The 23,937-nt window shown below is 66.7% G+C and carries 23 protein-coding genes and 1 tRNA gene; 3 read left to right on the forward strand and 21 right to left on the reverse strand.

Annotated elements, in window-relative coordinates; genetic code table 11:
• The first annotated feature begins 31 nt into the window (after positions 1–31).
• Positions 32–1,468 (forward strand): HNH endonuclease signature motif containing protein, encoded by a 1,437-nt coding sequence (locus ABIB54_RS12430; RefSeq protein WP_354575833.1) that lies wholly within the window; start codon positions 32–34, stop codon positions 1,466–1,468.
• A gap of 83 nt (positions 1,469–1,551) precedes the next feature.
• On the opposite strand, the gene ABIB54_RS12435 is transcribed toward ABIB54_RS12430, so the two are convergent.
• From ABIB54_RS12435 to dusB, 18 genes are all read right to left on the reverse strand, one after another.
• Positions 1,552–1,857, reverse strand: coding sequence for an AzlD domain-containing protein (locus tag ABIB54_RS12435; RefSeq protein WP_354575834.1), 306 nt, complete (start codon positions 1,855–1,857; stop codon positions 1,552–1,554).
• Between the two features lie 64 nt (positions 1,858–1,921).
• Complete coding sequence (locus tag ABIB54_RS12440; RefSeq protein ID WP_354575835.1) at positions 1,922–2,611, reverse strand: AzlC family ABC transporter permease; 690 nt, start codon at positions 2,609–2,611, stop codon at positions 1,922–1,924.
• Positions 2,612–2,690: 79 nt separating this feature from the next.
• Positions 2,691–3,611, reverse strand: a complete 921-nt coding sequence (locus ABIB54_RS12445; protein WP_354575836.1) for a sensor histidine kinase — start codon at positions 3,609–3,611, stop codon at positions 2,691–2,693.
• Between the two features lie 109 nt (positions 3,612–3,720).
• A complete protein-coding gene (locus tag ABIB54_RS12450) occupies positions 3,721–4,065 on the reverse strand; it encodes an SHOCT domain-containing protein (RefSeq protein ID WP_354575837.1) in 345 nt (114 codons plus the stop codon).
• A 132-nt stretch (positions 4,066–4,197) separates the two neighbouring features.
• Entirely contained in the window at positions 4,198–4,863 is a 666-nt protein-coding gene (locus tag ABIB54_RS12455) for a response regulator (RefSeq protein WP_354575838.1), read from the reverse strand.
• Entirely contained in the window at positions 4,860–6,218 is a 1,359-nt protein-coding gene (locus tag ABIB54_RS12460) for a sensor histidine kinase (protein WP_354575839.1), read from the reverse strand. Before ABIB54_RS12460 ends, ABIB54_RS12455 begins: the two co-directional genes overlap by 4 nt.
• A gap of 164 nt (positions 6,219–6,382) precedes the next feature.
• Positions 6,383–6,455 (reverse strand) — tRNA-Asn (locus ABIB54_RS12465).
• Between the two features lie 100 nt (positions 6,456–6,555).
• Positions 6,556–7,548, reverse strand: coding sequence for a lactonase family protein (locus ABIB54_RS12470; RefSeq protein WP_354575840.1), 993 nt, complete (start codon positions 7,546–7,548; stop codon positions 6,556–6,558).
• Positions 7,545–8,558: a D-isomer specific 2-hydroxyacid dehydrogenase family protein gene (locus ABIB54_RS12475; protein ID WP_354575841.1), complete on the reverse strand. Its 1,014-nt coding sequence runs from the start codon at positions 8,556–8,558 to the stop codon at positions 7,545–7,547. The genes ABIB54_RS12470 and ABIB54_RS12475 overlap by 4 nt, the downstream gene beginning before the upstream one ends.
• On the reverse strand, positions 8,555–8,905 hold the full coding sequence (locus ABIB54_RS12480; RefSeq protein ID WP_354575842.1) for a TfoX/Sxy family protein: 351 nt from the start codon (positions 8,903–8,905) through the stop codon (positions 8,555–8,557). Before ABIB54_RS12480 ends, ABIB54_RS12475 begins: the two co-directional genes overlap by 4 nt.
• Positions 8,898–9,740 (reverse strand): ATP-binding cassette domain-containing protein, encoded by an 843-nt coding sequence (locus ABIB54_RS12485; protein WP_354575843.1) that lies wholly within the window; start codon positions 9,738–9,740, stop codon positions 8,898–8,900. Before ABIB54_RS12485 ends, ABIB54_RS12480 begins: the two co-directional genes overlap by 8 nt.
• Before the next feature lie 2 nt (positions 9,741–9,742).
• Positions 9,743–11,428, reverse strand: coding sequence for an ABC transporter ATP-binding protein (locus ABIB54_RS12490; RefSeq protein WP_354575844.1), 1,686 nt, complete (start codon positions 11,426–11,428; stop codon positions 9,743–9,745).
• Entirely contained in the window at positions 11,425–12,489 is a 1,065-nt protein-coding gene (locus tag ABIB54_RS12495) for an ABC transporter permease (RefSeq protein WP_354575845.1), read from the reverse strand. Before ABIB54_RS12495 ends, ABIB54_RS12490 begins: the two co-directional genes overlap by 4 nt.
• 2 nt (positions 12,490–12,491) lie before the next feature.
• The gene (locus ABIB54_RS12500) at positions 12,492–13,601 is read right to left on the reverse strand and encodes an ABC transporter permease (protein WP_354575846.1); all 1,110 of its coding nucleotides are present in this window, start codon (positions 13,599–13,601) and stop codon (positions 12,492–12,494) included.
• A gap of 139 nt (positions 13,602–13,740) precedes the next feature.
• Positions 13,741–15,369, reverse strand: a complete 1,629-nt coding sequence (locus tag ABIB54_RS12505) for an ABC transporter substrate-binding protein (RefSeq protein WP_354575847.1) — start codon at positions 15,367–15,369, stop codon at positions 13,741–13,743.
• 177 nt (positions 15,370–15,546) lie between these two features.
• Positions 15,547–17,421, reverse strand: a complete 1,875-nt coding sequence (dnaG, locus tag ABIB54_RS12510; protein WP_354575848.1) for a DNA primase — start codon at positions 17,419–17,421, stop codon at positions 15,547–15,549.
• A 67-nt stretch (positions 17,422–17,488) separates the two neighbouring features.
• On the reverse strand, positions 17,489–18,727 hold the full coding sequence (locus tag ABIB54_RS12515) for a deoxyguanosinetriphosphate triphosphohydrolase (protein ID WP_354575849.1): 1,239 nt from the start codon (positions 18,725–18,727) through the stop codon (positions 17,489–17,491).
• A complete protein-coding gene (gene dusB, locus ABIB54_RS12520; protein ID WP_354575850.1) occupies positions 18,720–19,889 on the reverse strand; it encodes a tRNA dihydrouridine synthase DusB in 1,170 nt (389 codons plus the stop codon). The genes ABIB54_RS12515 and dusB overlap by 8 nt, the downstream gene beginning before the upstream one ends.
• A 33-nt stretch (positions 19,890–19,922) precedes the next feature.
• Between dusB and ABIB54_RS12525 the strand changes: the two genes are divergently transcribed.
• Both ABIB54_RS12525 and ABIB54_RS17900 read left to right on the forward strand, forming a co-directional pair.
• Positions 19,923–20,408, forward strand: a complete 486-nt coding sequence (locus ABIB54_RS12525; RefSeq protein ID WP_354575851.1) for an aminoacyl-tRNA deacylase — start codon at positions 19,923–19,925, stop codon at positions 20,406–20,408.
• 195 nt (positions 20,409–20,603) lie between these two features.
• Positions 20,604–21,428 (forward strand): DUF2510 domain-containing protein, encoded by an 825-nt coding sequence (locus tag ABIB54_RS17900; protein ID WP_502917131.1) that lies wholly within the window; start codon positions 20,604–20,606, stop codon positions 21,426–21,428.
• Between the two features lie 57 nt (positions 21,429–21,485).
• Here ABIB54_RS17900 and ABIB54_RS12540 read toward each other — a convergent pair whose 3' ends face one another.
• From ABIB54_RS12540 to ABIB54_RS12550, 3 genes are all read right to left on the reverse strand, one after another.
• Positions 21,486–21,623: a hypothetical protein gene (locus tag ABIB54_RS12540; RefSeq protein WP_290514965.1), complete on the reverse strand. Its 138-nt coding sequence runs from the start codon at positions 21,621–21,623 to the stop codon at positions 21,486–21,488.
• Between the two features lie 8 nt (positions 21,624–21,631).
• The gene (locus tag ABIB54_RS12545) at positions 21,632–22,297 is read right to left on the reverse strand and encodes a DsbA family oxidoreductase (protein WP_354575852.1); all 666 of its coding nucleotides are present in this window, start codon (positions 22,295–22,297) and stop codon (positions 21,632–21,634) included.
• 219 nt (positions 22,298–22,516) lie between these two features.
• Positions 22,517–23,902: a glycine--tRNA ligase gene (locus tag ABIB54_RS12550; RefSeq protein ID WP_354575853.1), complete on the reverse strand. Its 1,386-nt coding sequence runs from the start codon at positions 23,900–23,902 to the stop codon at positions 22,517–22,519.
• Between the last annotated feature and the right edge of the window lie 35 nt (positions 23,903–23,937).

A 23,937-nucleotide genomic window follows, 5' to 3' on the forward strand; every position in this document is an offset into this window, starting at 1 on the left:
GATCTGTATTCGAATCTGAGAGAATGAATACATGGCAATTAACGAAGACGTGTTCGACGAGTCCCCGGGTGGGGACTTCGATTCGTCGCTGGCTGGCGCGCGCCGGGCGGTCGGCTTCGTCGCCGAATGCGCTCGGTCGGTCGACACTCTTTCCGACCCCGATCTCCTTCGCATCCAGCGCGAACTCTCGGACCTCGCCCGTGAACTCGGCGCGAGCGCCGCAGTGGTGGCCGGCGAGATCGGTCACCGTTCGCGGCGGGAGCTCGGCTTTTCGGGACTCGCCCAGAGGGAGGGGTTCCGCACGCCGGAGGCCCTCGTGAGGCATGAGACCGGGTCCACCGCACGCAGCGCCTCCGCACTCGTCCAAGCGGGCACGATGGCCCGGGAGTCCGCTGCACCCGAGACCTCTTCGAGCGCCGAGCCCTGGTTCCGGGAGGTCGGCGCCGCCGTTGCCGTTGGTTGCATCTCGGTGGACGCCGCCCGCGCGATCCGCGTCGGGCTCGGTGCGCCATCCGAAGGCTCTGGTGCTGTGACAGCAGATGCCCTGTCCGATGCCGCCCACCTGCTCGTGATCGAGGCGACACTCGTCGACGCGGACGAATTGCTGCGTCTGGCCCGCCGCCTGAGGGACGATTTGGACGAGACCGGTATCGCGGATCGTGAGCGGGCCGCCTTCGAAGAGCGGTCGGTGCGCCGCACCCGGCGTCCCAATGGTCTCTCGAGATACATCATCGACCCGGACATCGAGTCCGCGGCTTTCTGGGACGACGTCTACGACACCCTCACCTCTCCCCGCCGAGGAGGCGTCCGATTCGTCGACGACGCCGACAGGGCATGGGCAGCAGCGATCTCCACGGACGAGCGCACCACCGATCAGTACGTGCACGACGCGTTCACCCAGCTGCTACGAATCGCGGTGGGAGCAGAGACGGGTGAGAGCCGACGGATCGTGGGAGCTCGACAGCCTTCGGTGCGAGTGCTGGTGACGCGCACCGCGCTCGAGGCGGGGCACGGCCACGGCCGGATCGAAGGATGCGACATCCCGATCTCAATCGAGACCGTCGAGCGCATCGCCTGCGAGTCCGGCACGGTTCAGCTCGACTTCGACGAAGCCGGGCGACCCCTCGACCTGGGCCGGGAACAGCGGCTGTATTCGAAGAGACAGCGGATCGCCCTCGCCGCGGCACAGGGCGGATGCTTGTTCGGGGACTGCGATCGGCCTCCCAGTTGGTGCGAGGCCCACCACTCCAGACACTGGAAGCGAGATCAGGGCGAGACGAACATCCTCGACGGGGTGCTTCTGTGCCGCTATCACCATCTGCTCGTGCACAACAACGGTTGGGAGATCGTTCGGGATGACGCGGGTTTCTGGCTCATTCCTCCTCGGGATGTCGATCTGGAACAGCGGCCACGGCCCATTCCATCGAAGAGTGCCGCCCTTCGCGACCTGAGGGTGCTCAGCGCCTAGTCGGGGGGCTAATCAGGGTGGCTGGTCAGAGGGGCTGGTCAGGGTGGCTGGTCACAGTGGCTGGTCAGGGTGGCTAGTCACACCTAGAAGACCGCGCGGATGAGAGCGGCAGTCGCGGCGGCCGCTATCACCACCACGATGAAAGGAACTCGCAGCGCAAGCAACAAAGCGGCCACGGCGACGGCGGGAAGTCGCGCATCGAAGACGATACGGGAACCAGCACCGAGGGTCTGCACCGCAATCAGGGCGGCGAGCAGCGCAACGGTCAAGAGGTTGGCGACGCGGGCGGGAGCCGGCTTCTCGAGGAACGATGCAGGCACGAGGTATCCGGCGATCTTCAGGGATAGGCACGTCAGCGAAGCGATGATCACAATGAGCCAGAGCGTCATGATGAGTCGCCCGTCAGCCGAGGGAGCCCACTGACCGGTGGCGCCGATCGAATATCGTTACAGGTCATGTGGGAATCCCCGGGGGTTCGGGCTGGGGATTCCGACTGCCGAACCAGTTGAATCCCCCCACGATCACGGCGACGACCCCCGCCACGAGCACCGGCAGGCCCGGGATCAGCACCGGAGTGGTCACCGTGGCGATCACGGCGGCGGCGGTCGCCACGGCGATCGTCTGCAGTTGGCGCAGGCGGGGCCAGAGAAGTCCGAGGAAGGCAGCGGCTGCGGCAGCATCCAGTCCATACGTTCGGACATCGCCGAGGGCGTTGCCGATGAGCGCACCGATGAGCGAGGTGAGATTCCAGCCGACGAAGACCGACACTGCGGTGACCCAGAAGCCGATCCGCTGGGTACGCAGTGTGGATTGGGTCGTGGCGACGGCGGTGGACTCATCGATCGTCACCCAGGCCGCTGCCAACCGGCGCCAGCGACCGGCGCCAACAATCGGAGCGACCCGGATTCCGTAGATCCCGTTGCGGATGCCCAGGATCGCTGCGCTAGCGATGGCAGCCGGCCCTGCGGCCACTCCACCGGTGGCGATCACCCCCACGAGGGCGAACTGCGAGCCGCCGGCGAACATGAGGAGGCTCATCACACAGGTCTGCCAGACGTCGAGCCCGGCGGCGACGGCGAGGGCCCCGTAGGAGATGCCGTAGGCCGCGGCGGAAAGACCGACGGCGATACCCCTGCGGGCCACGGCCCGATCCTCGCCGCTCCAGGCAGTGGATGCTGCGGATCCGGTTTCTCGCTCTGGACCGTCGTCGGAGGGAACCGGCTCAGTCCTGGCCATCGCGCAGATTCACGCCGTGCACGCCGTTGTCGTAGCGGATCGAAGGGAACACCGCCGACACCGTGAAACCGACCCCGGGAAGCATGTTCGCCGTGAGGATGCCACGGTACAGGGCCGCACGCTCCCGCATCTCACTCATTCCGGGTCCGACGACCACCTCGGTCAAGGCATCGAGGTCGTCCTGGAAGGTGTAGGTGCGACTCTGCGCGAGTTTGTCGGGGTCGAGTCCATCGCGGCGGGCGGCGGCGCGCACTCCATCGTCGTCGATCACGACCTGCAGGCCCTCGTCGGTCCACGTGGAGCTGACGCGCACCTGGGTGCCGACGCCACCGTACTTCAGCGCATTGGACAGGGCCTCCTGCACGATACGGAAGACCGCGAGCTGCGGACCGTCGCCGAGCGCGAAGGGCTCGCCGTTCTCGACGACAGTGATCTCCAGCCCGGCGTCCCGCATCAGGTCGAAGAGCTCGAGAGTCATGTCGGTGCGGGGCTCTGGCAGGGATTCGTCGACCGATCCGCCCACAACGGTCATCACACGACGAAGGTCGGCGAGAGTCGATCGGGCCGCCTCGGCGATGGTGGCGGAGGCGCGCACCGCGGCACCGGCATCCGCGGTGGCAGCGTACTGGGCGCCATCCGCCTGGCTCACGATCGTGGAGACCGAATGGATCGCCACCTCGTGGAGTTCGCGCACGATACGCAGCTTTCCCAGTTGCTCTTGCAGGGATGCTTCGAGGTCGAGGTTGTCCCGCTCGGCATCGACGCGGGCGAAATACTGGCGGCGGCGACCGCGTGCGGCGCGGATCCAGAGCACTAGGAACACGACGGTGAGAACGAGGAATACCGCGGATGCTGCGGTGAGCAGGATCATCACGAGCATCGAATGCTGTTGCAGCCAGGTATTCACTCGGGTCTCCTCGGGCTGACAACATCGGGACTGACAACGCGTGCTGTCTCTCCGAGGTTATCGCGAACCGGGATCGGCGCGCTGCCGTCCCGGTCCGCGGGTGCCGGGCCTACTTGGCCGGCGGCTGCGGCCAAGAGTTCGCCCGCAGCACCTCGAGACGTGCGCGGTAGTCCTTCTCGTCGATGTCTCCCTGCGCGAATCGCTCGGCGAGGGTCGACTCGGCCGACCGGGACGGATTGCCCCAGTGGCCCCACTGGCCGCCGCCGAAGCCGGGGTGACCGTAGCCGCCGCCCTGGGCGAACCAGGCGCGACGGCGCCGGCGAGCGATCGAGAAGACGACCGCGAAGAGCGCGATCCAGAACAGCGGGATGAGCAGGAAGAAGAGTCCGAAGCCGCCGACCCAGGGGCCGACGAAATGGGCCGCAGGGCCCGCGAGGGCGAGTGTTGCGAACACGATGTATCCGTTTCTGTGGGGGTTCCGGTGGCGAGAGCCGGTGGAACCGGTGAACACAACACTCGTCGCGACACCGCGCCGGCGAATCTGCCCGGCGGATGCTCTCGGCTACTGCGCCGGGAGCACTCCCCGCTACTCCTGGTACCCCGCCCGGACGAGTCCGGTCTCGTAGGCGACGACAACGAGCTGCACCCGGTCTCTCGCGAGCAGCTTCGACATGATGCGCGACACGTGGGTCTTGGCGGTGAGCGGGCTGAGGAAGAGCTTTCGACCGATCTCGTCGTTCGTGAGCCCATGGCCGACCAGGCCGAGTACCTCCCGTTCGCGTTCGGTCAGGGTCGCGAGCTGCGACGTATCCGGAGCCTCTTTGAGGGATCCGGCGACCCGCTCGAGCAGGCGCTTCGTGACACCGGGCGACAACAGGGCGTCACCACCCGCGACCACCCGCACCGCACGGATCAGCTCCTCCGGCTCGGTGTCCTTGACCAGGAAGCCGCTGGCCCCCGCACGGATCGCCTGGGCAACGTACTCGTCGAGCTCGAAAGTGGTGACGATCACGATGTGGGTGCCGGCGAGAGCGGGATTGGCCACGATCTGCTCGGTTGCCCACAGGCCGTCTCCGTCGGGCATCCGGATGTCCATGAGAACGACATCGGGCTTCTCGCGGGTGACGAGAGCCACCGCCTCGGCACCGGTGCCGGCCTCGCCCACCACGTCGAGGTCACTCTCGGCCTCGAGCAGGGACCGGAAGCCGCCCCGGATGAGTTGCTGGTCGTCGGCGATGGCGACGCGGATCATGGGGTGCCCTTCGGCGAAGGTCCACCGCGGACGGCGGACGGGAGGTCGGGCGCGCTGCTGTAGCTCGCCCCGGCTGCTGACTGAGGGATTCTGGCGTACACACGGAAGCCCCCGCCGTCGACGGGAGCGGCACTCAGAGTGCCGCCGAGGAGTTCGGCCCGCTCGTGCATGCCGAGCAGGCCACGGCCTCCGGTGTCCTGACGTGGGGGGCTTCCGGTGCCGTTGTCGACGATCTCGAGCAGGTAGAAGCCGCCCTCTTCCCGGGCGGTCACGGTGACCGATGTCGCCTTGGCGTGACGGAGCACATTCGTCAGCGACTCCTGCGCGATGCGGTAGAGCGCGAGCTGGGTGCCCGCGCTCGGGACGCTCTCGATGGTGTTGCGCACATCGACGGCGACGCCCTGGGAGGCGATCGACGCGGCAAGACCGCCGAGACGGGAGAGATCGGGCTCCGGTACCAGCGGCGCGCTGGGATCCGCTCCCCCTTCGGCACGAAGGATGCCGAGCACCGAACGCACTTCGTCGAGGGCCGTCTTACTGGACTCCTTGATACTCGCCAGGGCCGCCTTGGCCTTCTCCGGTTGTTTGTCCATGAGATGGAGCCCCACACCCGCCTGAACGTTGATCTGGCTGAGGGAATGCGCGAGCACATCGTGAAGCTCACGGGCGATCCGCACCCGCTCGGCCTGCACCTCGGACTGCTTGCGTTCGGCGATCCGGCGGGAGATCTCCGCATACTGCTCCCGGCGCGTTCGCACGCTCTCCCCCACACCGAGCACGATGAGAATTCCGAGAGTCACGGCCGCGATTCGCGGGGGTGAGACATCGAGACCGGTGAACAGCGATATGGCGAGGGCGAGGAGCCAGGCCGCCGCCACCGAAATCCAGGCCCAGCTTCGGGCGCCCCGCACCACTGCGGACACGATGGCGAAGGCGAGGGCCAGGTAGGGCGGATGGTCGGAGCTGCGGAACAGAAGTAGGTCGGCGCCTCCCGCCGCGGCCGCGATGGCCACGACCGGACCCGGGAAGCGACGGGCGGCGAGCAGGGCGAGCGGACCGATGAGGGCGAGCCCGAGCGCGATCAGGAGCATCCTCGGGTCTGTCCAGACTTCGGTGCGAACGAGGCCGCTACCCGGCCGCACACTGAAGAAGACCGCCGGCACCTGCACGAATAGCGACAGGAGCACCGGAAGGATCAGCCGCATCCTGCGTGCGCCGGCGGAATTCTGGCGCCGGGCGCGACTGGCCTCCATCTCCTGCCAGGGCTCGTGCCAGGATTCGAATTTCCGGTCGGCGAAAAGACCAGCTCGGCGCTCGGTCCAGCCCGCGCTGTCGAAACGACCGTGGAAGGGCATGGATCGATCGTAGTTGCGGCTCTCGCCCGAGACATCCGCTGCCGGATGGCCGGGGTCTACTCCCCCGGGAGTAGTGGCGGACCGGCCCGGGAGTAGTGGCGGACCGGCATCCGCCGCTTAAACAACGAATGCCGCAGGGGGTGGAGCCCCGTGCGGCAATCGAGCTCCCCGACTTGGACTCGAACCAAGAACCGCCGCATTAACAGTGCGATGCTCTGCCAATTGAGCTATCGAGGATTGCTGAAACAGCTTGACCACTTTACCAAAGGAACGCGCTGCACCAAATCGTGCGGTGCAATCCCCCGGGCAACTCGTGCTCGACGCTGAATCGACGTGTCTACAGTACCGGCAGCAGGAAGCTCGGCGATGCAACCTCCACCGGCGAGCCGAGTGGATGAGGGATGCCGGTCACCGGATCGATGCGGAATGCGGCCATCGTCGACGACAACTGGTTCGCCGCAAGGAGCACGTCGCCATCGATGACGCAGAGGTGTCGTGGGAAGTCGCCGCCGCTGGAGACTGTCGCCACCGGACTGAGGTCTCCTGCCCGGATCACCGCGATGCGATTGGACCCGCGCAGCCCCGTGTAGAGAAAACGGGCGGACGCGTCGATCGCGAGTCCCGCGGCGTGATCTCCGTCGACCCAGTCTTCGGTGATCGTGGCCGCCTGGAGCACCTGACCGCTGTCATCGAGGGCGAAGAGGGTGCCATCGAGCTCTCCGAGCAGAATCGTTCGGCCCGCAACGCGCATCAGGTCCCGCGGCCCGGTGCCCGGCGGAAGAGTCACGGATGCCGTGCGCACGAGCCTGCCGTTCTCGATCGCGTGCACGTGCACCCGGTCGGCGCCGAGATCCGCGCTGAGCACTGTCGATCCCCGCACGAGGGTCGAGTGGGCATGGGGCCGCTCCTGCGCCGGGTTGGGTCCACTGCCGTGCGCCGACAGGGTCTGGATCAGCTCTCCGATGCGGCCTCCGGACAGGAGCGGGAAGACATCGATGGAGCCGTCGAGGTAGTTCGACACGAAGAGGCGATCGGCCGTGACGCTCACGTGACAGGGGAAACCGCCGCTGGTCGGTTGGCCTCCGAGCGAGTGGAGAGAGCCCTCGGCCCGACGGAACGCCTCGATGCGCCCGGCCGGGCCGGAGCCGTACTCGTCGGTCGCGTAGACCAGACCATCGGGGCCGGAGGCGAGGAACGATGGTGAGGAGGTCGGCGTCGTTTCGAGCAACTCCATCCGCGCGTCATCCCCGTGCCAGCGCAGCAGCGAGATGCCCTTCGCGTCTCCCATGGTGGCGGTGTAGCCGCCCACCAGCAGGTCGATGATGGTCAATAGCCCGCCTTCGGGTCGACGACTCCGACGAAACTGCCGTCGCCCACGAAGGCGGCGACGTTCTCGCGAATCCTTTCGGCGAGCAGCGGCACCGTCATCTCCGGGGTATCCGCACTGTGCGGTGTGATGAGGATGTGCGGAGCGGTCCAGAGCGGATGCCCCTGCGGCAGCGGCTCCGGATCGGTGACGTCGAGGCCGGCGCCCGCGATCTCGCCGCAACGGAGCGCATCGACCAGAGCATCGGTGTCGATGAGGTCGCCCCTGGCGATGTTCACGAGCACGGCGCTGTTCTTCATCGCCGCGAACTCCGGGGCGCCGAACAGGTGCCGGGTGCCCGCGGTGGATGCCGCGGCGATGACCACGACATCGGCATCCGGCAGCACCTGTGCCAGCCCATCGGCGGTGATGGTCCGTCGGGCACCGGCGACCTGGTCCGTGGTGCGCCGCACGATGGTGACCCTCACGCCGAAGGGCGAGAGGAGTCGAAGCAATTCTCTCGCAACACCGCCGGCACCCACGATGAGCACCGAGAGTCCGTAGAGGGAGCGTCCGGTTTTAGGACCGGTCGGCCAGCCGGTGGCTCTCGCCCGCTCGGGAATCACCCGCAACAGGGCGAGCACGAGGGTGAGGGCATGTTCGGCGACGGGTTGCGCATAGGCTCCCTTCGCGCTGGTCCACAGGGGAAACGGGTGATCGGCGTGTGCGCGCAGAAGCTCGGCGAACACGTCGACCCCGGCATAGGGAAGTTGCACCCAGTCGATAGAGGGGTGCGAATCCAGGGTGGACTCGAGCGCTGCCGCGCCCCCGTAGGACAGCCAGATGAGCCCACGCGTCCGCGGGCCGAGATCGACGAGCTCGCCTCCGCCTGCGGTGACCGCCCGGGCGAAGACGTCTTCCGCCGCGGAGGGGGTCGCGGCGGCCGGAACGATGCTGACCGGCCCGGCTGCCGGGCGCCGATCGCCATCGAGAATGCGCCCGGCATCGGCCGTCACGCCGCGGTGCTGGCTCACGCGCGCTCGGAGGGTTGGCCGGTGGGCCGCGACTTCTTCGGGCGGGGCGCTGGGCGCGCATCCGCCGTCGCCTGCACGGCCCGCTGCAACCAGTCCCGGTCTTCGAGAAGCTCGCCCGGCACGGAGCGATAGTCCTTTGCGCCGGGATACGGCGGCGCGGGAACCGTGCGCTCGAACAGCGCGGCTTCGGCATCGGTCGGGGTGAGGAAGAGGGTGTCGTCGCAGATGAAACCGACGACTTTCTCATCACAGTAGATGGCGTGCTCACCGAACATCATGCGGGTGCGGATGTTCAGGTCGCCGAGCTGGTCCTCGATGAACCGAACCGTGTCCGGGTTGTTAGCCATGGAACTTCTCCGTCTCGGCATTGCCGAGCGCCGCGCGCGAGCGAGCCAATCCCTTGAGGTACTTGTTCTCCGGGGCGGTCGTGAGCGTGTCGAGGTCTCCGAGGCCGATCAGGATGCCGTTCTGCATCACCGCGAGTCTCGGGGTGATACGGGAAAGGACGGCGAGGTCGCTGCTCACCACGATCGCGGTGAGACCACGGTCGCGATGAAGGTCTCGCAGGGTGTCGAGCACGCCGTCGCGCACGCTCGCGTCCACCCCGCGGGTCGGCTCGTCGGCGACGAGCAGAGTCGGCTCCAGAACGATCGCGCGGGCGAGGGCGACCCTCTGCCGTTGGCCGCTGCTCAGTTGGTAGGGCAGCCGGTTCATCAGGCTGAGCGGCAGGCGCACGGCGTCGATGACGGTCGCCACGGCATCCGAGGCCTCCCGCACGCTGAATCGGCGATCGCGTTGGTAGATCGGCTCGGCCACGTTCTCGGCGACGGTCAACAGCGGGCTGAGCCGCTCCGCCGCATCCTGCCGCAGAAAGCCGACCTGCAGCGTCAGTCGATCACGGGCACGGCGTCCCACATGGCGCAGGCGGGTGCCGTGCACCTCGAGCTGACCACCGCAGATCCTCGGCATGGCCTCCCCACCGCGCCCGGCGAGGCCCGCCAGCGCGAATGCGAGCGTGGACTTGCCCGAGCCCGACTCCCCCACGACGCCCAGCATCTCGCCCGCGGCGATCTCGAGGGTGACTCCGCGCACAGCGAGATACGGCCGGGCATGATTCGAGCGGTAGACCATCGAGACATCCCGGGCGGCCACCACGAGGCCTGTCGAATTCGCTGCGCTCACGGTCAGTCCGCGGCTCGCAGCATCCGAAGTTCTTCGCGTCGTTTCGCCTGCTCTTCCGGGTTCGGCACGGGCAACGAGGCGAGCAGACGCTTGGTGTAGGGATGCTTCGGCGCGCCGAGCACCTCGGCTCCGGTGCCTTCCTCCACGAGTTCACCGTGGTACAGAACCGCGATCCGGTCGGCGAGGATGTCGACGACGGCGAGATCGTGACTGATGAACAGAGCCGCGAAGCCGAACTCTCTCTGCAGCTCCGCGAAGAGTTCGAGCACGCGGGCCTGCACGGACACATCGAGAGCGCTGGTGGGCTCGTCGGCGATGAGCAGTTTCGGCTGCAGCGCAAGGGCGCGGGCGAGAGACGCGCGCTGGCGCTGGCCACCGCTCAGCTCGTGCGGATAGCGGTCGCCGAAAGCGCGGGGAAGCTGCACCGCTTCGAGCAGCTCATCGACCCGCGCGCGGGCGGAACGGGCATCGGGAGCGCGACCGTGCACGATGAGGGGCTCGGCGACACACTCGGCGATGGTGAGCAGCGGGTTGAAACTGGTGGCCGGGTCCTGGAAGACGAAGCCGATGTCACTGCGCAGGGGACGGAATGTGCGTTCCTTCACCCCGAGCATCTCCTGGCCGAGCACGGTCAGCGAGCCGCCGGTGATGCGGGTGAGGCCTCCGATGGCGCGACCGATGGTGGTCTTGCCCGATCCGCTCTCGCCCACGAGACCGAGCACCTCGCGCGCCCCGATCTCGAAGCTCACCCCGTTGACCGCGCGGAATCCGGAGCGACCGAAACGACCGGGGTATTCGATCTCCAGCCCTGTCGCGACGACGAGTGGGGGTTCGGTCTCGGCGAGGGCCCGCTCTGCCGCCCGCTCCTGGGTCTTCACGGTGCCCGAACCGAGATAAGGAACGGCCGCGAGCAGTCTCTTCGTGTATTCGTGCTGCGGGTTGCCGAACAGGCTCGTGGCATCGGCTTCCTCGACGACCTTGCCCTGATACATCACCGCGACCCGGTCGGCCAGGTCGGCGACGACGCCCATGTTGTGGGTGATGAGCACGATCGCGGTATCGAATTCGTCGCGGCAGCGGCGCAGAAGGTCGAGGATCTCGGCCTGGACCGTCACGTCGAGCGCCGTGGTGGGCTCGTCGGCCACGATCAGCTCGGGATCGAGCACGAGGGCCATGGCGATCACCACGCGCTGCTTCTGACCGCCCGAGAACTGGTGCGGGTAATAATCGACCCGCTCTTCGGGATCGGGGATCCCCACCTTGCCGAGGATCTCGATGGCCTTGGCCTTCGCCTCGGAGCGGGAGTACTTGCCGTGGGCCCGCAGGCCCTCGGCGATCTGCCAGCCCACGGTATAGACGGGGTTCAGGGCGGTCGACGGCTCCTGGAACACCATGGCGGCGCTCGTTCCGCGAATCTCCCTCAGGCGGCTGTGGCTCACCGTGACGACGTTGTCGCTGCCGAGCAGCACGACACCGGATGCCGTCGCCGTCTCGGGAAGGAGCCCCAGAATAGTCTTGGCGGTCACGGTCTTGCCACTGCCGCTCTCGCCGACGATGGCGAGCACCTCTCCGGCATTCACCGAAAGGGTCACCCCGTCGACGGCCCGCACATCGCCGCCGTCCGTTGCGAAGGTGACGGAGAGGTCGGTGATTCCCACGGCCTGCTGGCCGCGCACGAGACTGCTCATGAGCGAGCCTCCCGTTCTGAGGGCTCGAGTTCCAGGTCGCCGACCACATCCGTGCTCGCCTCCGGAGCGCTGTCTCCGGTCGGAGCGGGTGCTGGCACCCTTCCTGCGGCCCGGCGCCGCGTGCGCAGGCGCGGATCAGCGAGGTCGTTGAGGCTCTCCCCCACGAGGGTCATGCCGAGAACGGCGAGCACGATCGCGAGTCCCGGGAAGACAGAGGTCCACCAGATTCCGCTGGTGACGTCGGAGATCGACTTGTTGAGGTCGTACCCCCATTCGGCGGCGGAGGTCGGCTCGATCCCGAAACCGAGGAAGCCGAGCCCGGCAAGGGTGAGGATCGCCTCGGAGGCGTTGAGGGTGAAGATGAGCGGGAGGGTGCGGGTCGCGTTCCGCAGGATGTGCCGGAACATGATGCGCCAGGAGGAGGCGCCGAGCACCTTCGCTGACTCGACGAACGCCTCAGCCTTGATGCGCACCGTCTCGGCCCGGATCACCCTGAAGTACTGCGGGATGAACACCACGGTGATCGAAATCGCGGCCGCGAGAACACCCCCGATGAGTTGTGACTTGCCCCCGGTGATGACGATCGACATGACGATCGCGAGCAGCAGTGTCGGGAAGGCGTAGACCGCGTCGCAGACGACGACGAGCACGCGGTCGAGCCAGCCTCCGAGGTAGCCGGAGACCACTCCGAGGAGCACCCCGGCGAAGATCGACAGGATGATCGCGACCACGATCACGAACAGCGCGGTCTGCGATCCCCAGATCACGCGGGAGAGCACGTCGTACCCTCCGACGGTGGTTCCGAGGAGGTGAGTCGAGGAGGGCGGATTCTGGGCGCCGAAGTTGCCGTTCGCGTCGGTGAGCTGCGAGAAGCCGTAGGGCGCCAGAATCGGTGCGAAGAGCGCGGTGAGGAGGAAGATCACGACGATCGTCAGTCCGGCGACGAGCATCCCGCGCTGGAGTCCGACGCTCTGGCGCACCTGGTGCACTATCGGGATGCGCGCCCAGAGGGGGCGCTTCACGAGCGGCGCGTCGCGGTGTTCGGCGGTGTTCACACTCATGATCAGTACCTCACTCGGGGATCGATGAGAGCGGCGATGACGTCGACGATGAAGTTCGTGACCGCCACGACGACGGCAAGGAGCGCCACGATCCCCTGCACGGCGACGAAGTCACGCGCGGCGAGGTACTGCGCAAGCTGGAAGCCGAGGCCCTTCCACTCGAAGGTGGTCTCGGTGAGCACCGCCCCACCGAGCAGCAGCGCGATCTGGAGTCCGATGACCGTGATGATCGGGATGAGCGCGGGCTTGTAGGCGTGCCTGCGCACCAGACGGTACTCGCTGACACCCCGGGAGCGGGCGGCGTCCACGTAGTCTGCCGAGAGCGTTCCGATCACGTTGGTTCGCACCAGCCGGAGGAAGATCCCGGCGGTCAGGAGCCCGAGGGCGATTCCCGGCAGGACGGCGTGGCTGAGGACATCCGCGAGGTCGGCCGGGTTTCCGGTCTGGATCGCGTCGATGAGGTAGATGCCGGTGGGGTGCGGAAGCAGTTCGATATCGAGTTCGGTGCCGGTGGACGCCCGGCCGGAGACGGGCAGAACCCCGAGCCAGACCGAGAACACGAGCTTGAGCAGCAGTCCGGCGAAGAACACCGGCGTCGCGTAGCAGAGGATCGCGAAGACACGCAGGATCGCATCCGGCCACTTGTCGCGGAAGTAGGCGGCGAGCATCCCGAGCGGGATCCCCACGATGAAAGCCACGATGAGGGCGTAGAACGCGAGCTCGAGGGTTGCCCCGCCGTAGGTGAGCAACACCTTCGTGACCGGCTGGTTGTCACTGATCGTCGTGCCGAAGTTGCCGGTCAGGATCTGCCCGAGGTATTCGAAATACTGCACGAGGATCGGACGGTCATAGCCGGCCGCGTGGATGCGCTCCTGCAGCTGCGCTGCGCTCAGCCGACCACCGAGGGCGGCGGTGATCGGATCACCGATCGTGCGCATGAGGATGAAGACCATCGTGACCAGGATGAAAACTGTCGGGATGATCAGCAGCAGCCGCACGATGATGTAGCGGCCGATCTGGTTGCCTCCGGCGGCTCTCCTCTTTCGAGAACGCACCCCGCTCGTGCCCGGAGGCGGCGGCGCTGCCTCTGCCGGAATCACGGTTGTCGTCATGGTCACCAATCTGCGCTGCGGGTCGTCGTGCCGCCAAGAAGAACCGGGGGCGACCCGCTTTCGCGAGCCACCCCCGGCCACGGCTACCAAAAGGTTAGCCGGTACTGATCACTACCGTGACAGCGGTACCCTTCGCTCGTTACTTCGAGAGCGTGCCGAAACGGAACTTGAACGACGCGTCGAGAGTGACTCCCGACACGTTCTTGCCGGCGACCGCGACCTGCGCGCCCTGCAGAAGCGGGACCGTGGAGAGGTCGGCTGCAACCTTGTTCTGGATGGTCTCGATGTCCTTGGTGCGCTTGGCTTTGTCGGTCTCCACAGCCTGTGCCTTGATCAGTGAATCGACCTCGGCGTTGCTGTAGTGGTTTCCGAGGAAGTTGCCCTCGGCGAAGAACGGCGACAGGTAGTTGTCGGCGTCAGAGTAGTCGGGGAACCAGCCGAGCTGGTACTCCGGGTACACGTCCTTCGTGCGGTCCTTCGAGTAGGTGACCCACTCGGTGGACTGCAGGTTCACCGTGAAGAGTCCGCCCTTTTCGAGCTGGCTCTTGACGAGCGCATACTCGTCGCCCGAGGACGCACCGTAGTGGTCCGGGTTGTACTGGAGGTTCAGCACGACGGGGGTGGTGATGCCCGCGGCGGTCAGTGTCGACTTGGCCTTGGCGCCGTCCGGGCCTCCGTTCCCATCGCCGTACAGGCCCTTGAGTGCCGTGTTGGCACCGGTGAGGCCGGCAGGAACGTAGGAGTACAGCGGCAGGTAGGTGCCCTTGTAGACCTGGTCGGCGATCGCCTGGCGGTCGACGAGGTCGGCTACGGCCTGGCGAACGGCAAGCGCCTTCGCAGCATCCGCACCATCGGCCTTTGCGCCGAAGGGCTGGGTGTCGAAGTTGAAGACGATGTAACGGATCTCGCCGCCGGGGCCGGTCGTCACCTTGACTGCCGAGTCCTTCTTGAGGTCGGCGATGTCGGTGGCGGAGAGGCTGCGCGACGCGACGTCGATGCCTCCCTTCTGCACGTCGAGCTTCATGTTCGACTGGTCGGTGTAGTACTTGAGGTTCACCGTCGGAGTCTTGGGGGTGCCGAGCATGCCCTTGTAGTCCGCGAACGCCTTGAACTGCACGAGCTGGTTGAACTTGTAGCTACTGATCGTGTACTGCCCGGCGAAGGCCTTGCCCTTGATGATGTCGTCATCGCTGGTCACCTTGTCGGCGGAGAATACCTGCTCGTCGACGATCGGCGCGGCTGGGCTCGACAGGATCTGGGGCCAGATCTGGTCGTTGGCTGCCTTGAGCGTGAAGACGACGGTCGTCGCATCCGGTGCCGCGGTGCTCACCAGGTTGGCGAGAAGCGTGGACGGGCCGTTCTCATCGGCGATCTTCAGCTGGCGGTCGAAGGAGAACTTGACGTCGGAGGAGGTGAGCTTGTCGCCGTTGGCGAAAGTCAGACCCTTCTTGAGCACGACGGTGTACTCGGTCGGGGACGTGAACGTGGCCGACTCCGCGATGTCGGGCTGGACCTCTGAAGTGCCCGGCTTCGAGTTGAGCAGGAAGGGATACACCTGGTTCATGACAGCGAACGAGCCGTTGTCGTACGAACCGGCGGGGTCCAGCGAGGTCACCTTGTCGGTGGTGCCGACGGTGATCGACGTCGCGCCCGACGAGGTGTTATTCGAGCCTCCGCCCGCGGAGCACCCCGCGAGGGTGAGCGCCGCGATTGCGGTGCCCCCGAGAACGGCAAGCGATCGCTTGCGGAACGTGGATGCGGATGTCATATCCGTTACGCCTCTCTGTTGGAAAAGACCATGGTGAACCCGCGCCGAAACGACGGATGTCCAGGCTGTATGAGTCCTTCGTACCACTCGGGGACTCCCCGCGACCAATCGCAGACGACCAAAACGACGAATGTTTATGCATCTGCAACACACGGCGTGCCGCCGACGAGCGTGATGCTATTCGCTGCGGAGCGCGCGGCGTTCGGCTTCGATTCGCACGAGTTCCACCTGCAGCGCGCGGTATTTCTCGGGCTCTGCCGCGGCATCCGTGCGCTGGGACTGGCCGAGCAGCTCGGCCTTTCGCCGCAGCAGGTCGCGGGCGATCAGGTCGGTGGTGACGGCCTGGCAGTACAGGGTGAGCTCACGCCCCTCGCGTTCCGGTAGCGGGGCGAGGCCGAGCTCCTTGACGAGCATCGCGAAGGGTGCCGGCACCTCGTCGATGACCCTGGCGAGCCATTCGGCGGAGTCGAAAAGGTCCATGCTCGCCATCACCCCGTCGCGGACGACCGCAAGGGAGGGGTTCGCGAATGCGACCTGGCTCGCACGCTCGACTAGCCCGCGGCCGATGAGCGTCGGCTGCTGCAGGATGGCCATGAGGGCATCACGTTCCAGCCGGGTCGAGGGATCGATCGGGAGGTTCACCAGAGAAGGTCCCTGCTCGAGCACCGGGGCCGCCGCTTCCGGCTCGCCGAAACTGCGCACCTCGCGGGGGATCTCGGGGGTGCGGGCGCGGGCGGCGCTCACGGCACGTCCCACCTCGTCCGGGTCCATGCCGAGCCAGCCGGCGAGGTTGCGCACATACCCCACGTTGAGCGCCTGGTCGCGGATGCCGGCGACGACGGGAGCGGATGCCCTGAGCGCCGCCACCCGGCCCTCCACCGTGTCGAGATTGTGCCCGGCGAGCACCCGGCGGATCATGAACTCGAACATGGGCTTCTTGGACTGCACCAGTCTGCGCACGGCATCGTCGCCGCGCTCGAGGCGAAGATCGCAGGGGTCGAGACCGTCGGGGGCGACGGCCACGAAGGTCTGCGCGGCGAAGCGCTGTTCCTCGGTGAAGGCGCGGCTCGCCGCCTTCTGGCCAGCCTCATCCGGGTCGAAGGTGAAGACCACCTCGCCGGTGCCGGTCGTATCGGAGTTCTCCACGTCGCCGAGCACGCGACGCACCACCTTGATGTGGTCGACACCGAAGGCCGTGCCGCAGGTGGCGACGGCGGTGGTGACTCCGGCGAGGTGACAGGCCATCACGTCGGTATAGCCCTCGACGACTACGACCTGCCGGCCACGGGAGATGTCGCGTTTGGCGAGATCGAGCCCGTAGAGCACCTGGGACTTGTGATAGACGGCCGTCTCGGGAGTGTTGAGGTACTTGGGACCCTGGTCGTCATCCAGCAGCTTGCGGGCACCGAAACCGAGCGTCTGCCCGGTCACGTCACGGATGGGCCAGACCAGTCGCCCACGGAACCGGTCGTAGGTGCCGCGGTCACCCTGCCCGACGAGACCGGAGGCGACGAGTTCGGCCTCGGTGTAGCCGAGCGTCTTGAGGTGTTTGGTGAGCCCGGTCTTCGGTGCGAAGCCGACGCCGAAGCGCTCGGCAGCGGAGGGGTCGAACCCGCGTTTACCCAGGAAAACCCGGGCGGGCTCAGCATCCGGAGTGACCAACTGCGACACGAAGTACTCGGCAGCAGACTGGTTTGCGGCGAGGATTCGGGCACGATTGCCATGGTCGCTGTTGGCCTGGCCGCCGTCTTCGTAGTGGAGCTCGTAGCCCACCCGCGCGGCCATCCGCTCCACAGCCTCTGTGAAGCTCGTGTGATCCATCTTCTGCAGGAAACTGAAGACGTCGCCGTCCTCGCCGCAGCCGAAGCAGTGGTAGCGGCCGACCTGCGGTCGCACGTGGAAGCTGGGGCTTCGCTCGTCATGGAAAGGGCACAAGCCTTTGAGCGAGCCGACTCCCGCACCCTTGAGCGTGACGTAATCGCCGACGATATCGGCGATGTTGATGCGCGAACGCACCTCGTCGATATCGTTTCGTCGAATGAGGCCGGGCACCTGATGATTCTACTGAGCGCCGCTGACCACGATCTGGCCGTCGCCGGGCCGGTGCGGAAGCGTGCGATCAGCCGACGATGCGCTCGTGCCAGGCCATCGCGGACTGGTCGGTGAGCGAGGCCACCTGGTCGACGACCGCTCGCTTGCGGCCGGCATCCGTCGTGGCTGCCCTCCAGTCCGCCGCGAATCCGGGGTCGAGGGATGATCCGCCCCGGGCGAGCAGCGTCGTGGCGAGCTCGGTGAGCACTTCGCGCTGTTGCGTGTAGATGGGCTGCCGGGTGTTCTTTGACATGACGAAGGCTGCGACGATGCCCTTCAGCACCGCGATCTCCGCTCGGATCTCCCGTGGCACGATGATGTCCGCCCCGAAACGGATGAGGCTCCCGCCATCCTGGGTGCGTGTCGCCTGGACTGCGGCGGCCGCGAATCGCCCGATCAGCTGGCTGGTGAGGTTCTTGAGCCGGCCCTGCGCCTGCCGGCTGCCATCCCAGTCCTCGAGCCAGACGTCGAGGGAGTCGAGTCGATCGAAGGCCTCGATGAGCTCATCGTGGTCGAGCTCTCCACCGATCCACGCGAACATCGAATCGACGAGAGCATCGTGGTTGACCCTCGCGCCGAGGGCCTTCACGTCGATGTACCCGCTGACGACGGCATCCTCGAAGTCGTGAACGGAGTAGGCGATGTCGTCGGAGAGGTCCATCACCTGGGCTTCGATGCAGAGACGACGCTCCGGGGCTCCGTCACGCAGCCAGTGGAATGCCTCGACGTCGTCGGAATAGAAGCCGAATTTGGCCCGACCGCTGGGATCACCAACCGAGGAGCTCTCCGGCCACGGATACTTGCAGCTCGCGTCGAGGCTCGCCCGGGTGAGGTTGAGACCGTAGGAGCGGCCGTCCGCTCCGAAGACCTTCGGCTCGATGCGGGTCAGCAGCCGGAGGGTCTGCGCGTTGCCCTCGAATCCGCCGATGTCGATGGCCCAGGTGTTGAGGGCACGCTCGCCGTTGTGCCCGAAGGGCGGATGACCGAGGTCGTGCGCGAGGCAGGCCGTGTCGACCACATCCGGGTCCAGCCCGAGGCTCGTCGCGAGTTCGCGACCGACCTGCGCGACCTCGAGGGAATGAGTGAGCCGATTCCTGGCGAAGTCGAGGCCGGCTGCCGGGCTCAGAACCTGGGTCTTGGCCGCGAGACGCCGGAGCGCACTGGAATGCAGGAGGCGCGCCCGGTCCCGGGCGAAGTCGCTGCGTCGGCTCGAATGCTCCTCCGGATACCAACGAGCGGTGTCGTGGTCCGAGTAGGTCTCAACCACCGCTGTTGTGGATCTCTGCTTCGGCGACCTCTGCGCGCTGGGTATCGGCAAGCTCGCGGCTGTCGAGCCATCCGTTGGGCAGCGACGTGCGCTTCGGGGTTCCGGCGCGGCCGCGCGGGCCCTCGGCATCGGCGCCGGGGTACGGGAGGCTCCAGTCGAGGCGACCGAGCAGGTCGTCCATCTGCTGCAGGCTTTCCACCGTCGCGAGCGAGGAGCGGACGTCGCCGCCCACCGGGTAGCCCTTGAAGTACCAGCCGATGTGCTTACGGATGTCGCGGCAGGCGTGATCCTCGTCGCCATCGAAGAAGTCCATCAGGAGTTCGGTGTGGCGGCGCAGGGTCTCGGCGACGATGCCGAGCGAAGGCTGGGGAATCTCCGACTCGCCGGCGAACGCCGAGGCGAGCTCGCCGAAGAGCCACGGGCGCCCGAGGCAGCCACGGCCGACCACGACCCCGTCGCATCCGGTCTCGTCCATCATGCGGATCGCGTCCGCGCCCGACCAGATGTCACCGTTGCCGAGAATGGGAACACCGGAGATCGTCTCCTTGAGCGTCGCGATCGCCGACCAGTCGGCATGGCCGCTGTAGAACTCGGACGCGGTGCGGGCATGAAGCGCGATGCTCGCTACCCCGGCACCCTCGGCGATGCGGCCCGCTTCGAGGTAGGTGAGGTGGCTGGAGTCGATGCCCTTGCGCATCTTGATCGTGAGCGGGAGGGCCCCGGCGGCCTTCACAGCGCCCTCGACGATCTCCTGGAAGAGGTCGAGCTTCCACGGCAGAGCGGCTCCCCCGCCCTTGCGGGTGACCTTGGGCACCGGGCATCCGAAGTTCAGGTCGATGTGGTCGGCGCGGTCTTCCGCCACCAGCATGGTGACCGCTTCGGACACGGTCTTCGGGTCGACACCGTAGAGCTGGATGCTGCGGGTCGTCTCCGATTCGTGGTGCTTGATGAGGCGCATGGAGCCCTCGGTGCGCTCGACGAGGGCGCGGCTGGTGATCATCTCTGAGACGTAGAGACCGGCGCCGAACTCGCGGCAGAGCCGACGGAACGCGGTGTTGGTGATGCCGGCCATCGGGGCGAGCACGACCGGCACAGAGAGCGCGAGAGGCCCGATCTGTAGGCTCTTCTCTACGCTCTTGTGGGGAGCGGCTGTCATGGTCATCCCCCAATTCTCTCAGGCAAAGGTGAACCCGACGTGACTGCCCCCACCGGACGAGCACGAGTGCTGGCGGATGCCACGGCACGCGGCCTCGAAATCGAGGTGGTCGAGCGGCCCGCCGCCGACTCCCTCGAGCAGGCAGCGGTCTTGCTGGGAATCGAGGCGCGGCAGATCGTCAAGTCGCTCGTGGTGCGTCGGCACACGCCGGACGGAGCGCCCCGCGAATATCTGTTCGCGCTGATCCCGGGCGATCGGCAGATCTCCTGGCCGAAGCTGCGGGCTGCGGTCGGGGTCAACAAACTCTCTCTGCCCTCCCCCGAGCTGGCGCTCGAGGCGACCGGATTTGAGCGCGGCACCATCACGCCGCTCGGCAGTTCCACCACCTGGCCCGTCTTCGCCGACGTCTCGATGGTCGGCGGGCGGGTCGCCATGGGGGCAGGAGAGGCAGGCTACAGCGCGTTCGTGGAGGCCGATGACCTCCTGAGGACCTACGGCGCGACAGTCGCCGACATCACCGCCTAGCCGATCCACCCGCCCGCGTCTCACTTTCTCCGCCCAACCGTCACTGACGGTCGTCTGCGCTCTCCGAAACAGCAGTTTGTGACGGTTGACCGCGGTCGACGGCGACCCGAATGGGGGGCTCGCGAGCTTCGCTCACCTCTCTTTAGACTCGGGAGGTTCCCAGCGAAAGGCAGTTCCGTGTCCGAGACAGAGACTATGGCAGGCGGGCCGGCGGCAGGCTGGTATCCCGATCCCGCGGGGTCCGGTGCACTTCGCTGGTGGTCGGGCGCCTCCTGGACAGAGCATTTCGCTCCGGTGCCTGAGCAACCTGCGCCCATCGGCGACGCAGTCTCTTCACCCGAGCGAGTCGGAGGCCTCTTCGATCCCATCGCTCCCCAGGTCCTCGAGGCGGCACCGCCGGCATATGCGGTTCAGCCACCTCACCCGAGCGCCAATACCTGGGGTGTGTGGCTTATCGCAAGCGTTGCCGCAGTTGCGGTCGGAGTGCGGACAGCCTCAGCCTCGCTGCTCCCCGTGGCTTCCCCCGTCGTGCCCCTGGTGACCTTTTTCGCGCTCTTGGCGCTGGTGGCCTGCCTCGCGATCTGGGACAGAAGGGTGCTGCGGGCCCGGGGACTCAGAGCCGCCTCCGCGTGGTGGATACTGCTGCTTCCTCCCATCGCTTATTTCGTGGCGCGCCGGGTTGCTCTGAAGAAACAGGGCATCCGAGCGAACGCTCCCGGCAACGTCTATGTGCTGACGATCTTCGCCGCGGCAGCACTCACTTCCGTCGCGCTCGCGCCGATGGCCCTAGCCCGGATGGATGCCGCGTCGCTGCGCCTGCTCGAGCAGCAGGCATCCGCCGAACTTCAACGACAGACTGCGGTGTCGTGGACGGTCACCTGTCCGGACGGAGCGCCGGTGACGATCGTCGGGTCGAGCTTCGACTGTGCCGCTAGCGACACCACCGGGCGGGCGGTGCGATTCACCGCGCACGTGCTGCACCCCCGAGAGTTCTCGGTCGATCCTGCTGTGCTGCAATAGATCCTCGATAGGGCGGCTTTGGACCAGAATTCACGCGGATAAAGCCACGGGAACCCGTTACACCAGGTCTTCGTCGAGACGACGGTTCACCACGGCCTGCTCGTGGTGGTCGGGAATCGCACAGGAGTCTCCCTCGCAGGCCGCCGCGGTCGGATCGCCCACCAGGGTGAGGGGAATCGTCAGTGGCCTGGTCACGGCATCCGTCACTGGATGGCCTCTCGTTCGGTTCGTACCTGTTCGAGCACGTTAGCGAAGGTCGTCGCATCCTGTGCCCCCGACACCCCGTACTTGCCGTCGATGACGAAGAAGGGCACGCCCTGGATGCCGTACTCGATCGCCTGGGCGACGTCGGCCTTCACGTCGGGAAGATAGGTCTCGTCCGTGAGCACGCGCACGACCTCTGCACGGTCGAGGCCGATTTCGGCCGCGAGGTCGGCGAGGTCTTCGATGCGACCCACGTGTCGACCGTCGACGAAGTACGCCTTCAGCAACCGCTCTTTCATGTCCAGCTGCCGGTCCACCGACTTGGCGTAGTGGATGAGCTCGTGCGCCTTGACCGTGTTGGTCTGGTGCACGTGGTCGTAGTCGTAGTCCAGCCCGACAGAGGCCGCGATGCCGGTGACGTTGGCGAGCATCTCGGTCACCTGCTGCACCGGGATCCCTTTGCGCTGGCTGAGATAGTCGACCGGGCTGCCGTCGAAGTCAACGGGGGTGTCGGGAGCGAGCTCGAACGAGTGGTACTCCACCTCGACATCGCCTCCGAAGGCGGCGGCTCCCGCCTCGAACTTTCTCTTGCCGATGTAGCACCAGGGGCACTGCACGTCCGACCAGATATCGACTTTGATGGGGCTAAGGGTTCTGTCACTCATCCTCGGTGCAACGCCCCGGCCCGGCGCGTATTCCCCAGCGAGAGCAAAAATGAGCCCCCGGGTACCCATACCCGGGGGCTCAAAGCCATTGCTGGCAACACAGGCAGAGACGGTCGTCCCGAACGCCCGACCTCCGGCCAATTCCGAAGATACGGGCAGACAGGACCGTCTCCCGAATCAGACGCGCCGATGGAAGACCCGGATTTTTGAAAACTGGTGCTACGCGCCGACCAGCTGCTCCGCGAGGTAGGCCACGACACGGTCGAGCGAGATGCGTTCCTGCGCCATCGAATCCCGTTCGCGAACCGTCACGGCATTGTCTTCGAGGGTGTCGAAGTCGATGGTGATGCAGAACGGCGTGCCGATTTCATCCTGGCGCCGGTAGCGACGACCGATGGCACCGGCGTCGTCGAACTCGATGTTCCAGTACTTGCGCAGGTCGGCCGCAAGCGACCGCGCGACCGGCGACAGCTGCTCATTTCGGGACAGCGGGAGAACCGCTACCTTGACCGGGGAGAGGCGCCGATCGAGACGCAACACCGTGCGTTTGTCCACCCCGCCCTTCGTGTTCGGGGCCTCATCCTCGTGGTACGCGTCGGCCAGGAAGGCCATGAGCGCCCGAGTGAGGCCGAATGCCGGCTCGATGACGAATGGGATCCACCGCTCGTTCTTGGTCTGGTCGAAGTACGACAGGTCGACCCCGGAGCCCTCCGAATGGGTCTTGAGGTCGAAGTCCGTGCGGTTGGCGACGCCCATGAGCTCGCCCCATTCGCTGCCCGCGAACCGGAACCGATACTCGAGGTCGACGGTGCGCTTCGAGTAGTGCGACAGCTTCTCCTGCGGGTGCTCGAAGCGGCGGATGTTGTCGGAGCTGATGCCGAGGTCGGCGAACCACGCCTCGCAGGCGTCGATCCAGTATTCGAACCACTCGTCGTCGGTGCCGGGCTCGACGAAGAATTCCATCTCCATCTGCTCGAACTCGCGCGTGCGGAAGATGAAGTTGCCGGGCGTGATCTCGTTGCGGAAGCTCTTGCCCACCTGCGCTATGCCGAAGGGCGGCTTCAGGCGCGAAGTCGCGAGCACGTTGGCGAAGTTGGTGAAGATGCCCTGGGCGGTCTCGGGGCGCAGGTAGTGCAGCCCCTCCTCGTTGTCGACGGGGCCGAGGAAGGTCTTGAGAAGGCCGGAGAAGTTCTGGGGCTCGGTCCACGAACCCGGCTGCCCGGTCTCGGGATCCTTGATGTCCGCGAGGCCATTGACCGGGGGGTGGCCGTGCTTCTCCTCGTAGGCCTCGAGCAGGTGATCCGCGCGGTAGCGCTTGTGGGTGTGTAGCGACTCCACAAGGGGGTCGCTGAAGACCTCGACGTGGCCGGAGACCTCCCAGACGCGCTTGGGGAGGATGACCGCGGAGTCGAGCCCCACGATGTCGTCCCGGCCCTGCACCATGAACTGCCACCACTGGCGTTTGATGTTCTCTTTGAGGGCCGTGCCGAGAGGCCCGTAGTCCCAGGCGGAACGCGAACCCCCGTAGATCTCTCCCGATTGGAAGACGAAACCCCGGCGCTTGGCGAGATTGATGACGGGATCGAGCGGGGAGGCGTTGGCCACGAAGAACTCCAAAGGTCAGCCGCGCTGGGTGCGCG

It is taken from the genome of Frigoribacterium sp. UYMn621 (genome assembly GCF_040549525.1).
Lineage (GTDB): Bacteria > Actinomycetota > Actinomycetes > Actinomycetales > Microbacteriaceae > Lacisediminihabitans.

Coding starts and splice junctions, on each gene's coding strand:
- ABIB54_RS12430 (WP_354575833.1), top strand. CDS start 32: ATGGCAATTAACGAAGACGTGTTCGACGAGTCCCCGGGTGGGGACTTC.
- ABIB54_RS12435 (WP_354575834.1), bottom strand. CDS start 1,857: ATGACGCTCTGGCTCATTGTGATCATCGCTTCGCTGACGTGCCTATCC.
- ABIB54_RS12455 (WP_354575838.1), bottom strand. CDS start 4,863: ATGATCCGCGTCGCCATCGCCGACGACCAGCAACTCATCCGGGGCGGC.
- ABIB54_RS12460 (WP_354575839.1), bottom strand. CDS start 6,218: ATGCCCTTCCACGGTCGTTTCGACAGCGCGGGCTGGACCGAGCGCCGA.
- ABIB54_RS12480 (WP_354575842.1), bottom strand. CDS start 8,905: ATGGCTAACAACCCGGACACGGTTCGGTTCATCGAGGACCAGCTCGGC.
- ABIB54_RS12490 (WP_354575844.1), bottom strand. CDS start 11,428: ATGAGCAGTCTCGTGCGCGGCCAGCAGGCCGTGGGAATCACCGACCTC.
- ABIB54_RS12495 (WP_354575845.1), bottom strand. CDS start 12,489: ATGAGTGTGAACACCGCCGAACACCGCGACGCGCCGCTCGTGAAGCGC.
- ABIB54_RS12500 (WP_354575846.1), bottom strand. CDS start 13,601: ATGACGACAACCGTGATTCCGGCAGAGGCAGCGCCGCCGCCTCCGGGC.
- ABIB54_RS12505 (WP_354575847.1), bottom strand. CDS start 15,369: ATGACATCCGCATCCACGTTCCGCAAGCGATCGCTTGCCGTTCTCGGG.
- dusB (WP_354575850.1), bottom strand. CDS start 19,889: ATGACCATGACAGCCGCTCCCCACAAGAGCGTAGAGAAGAGCCTACAG.
- ABIB54_RS17900 (WP_502917131.1), top strand. CDS start 20,604: ATGGCAGGCGGGCCGGCGGCAGGCTGGTATCCCGATCCCGCGGGGTCC.
- ABIB54_RS12545 (WP_354575852.1), bottom strand. CDS start 22,297: ATGAGTGACAGAACCCTTAGCCCCATCAAAGTCGATATCTGGTCGGAC.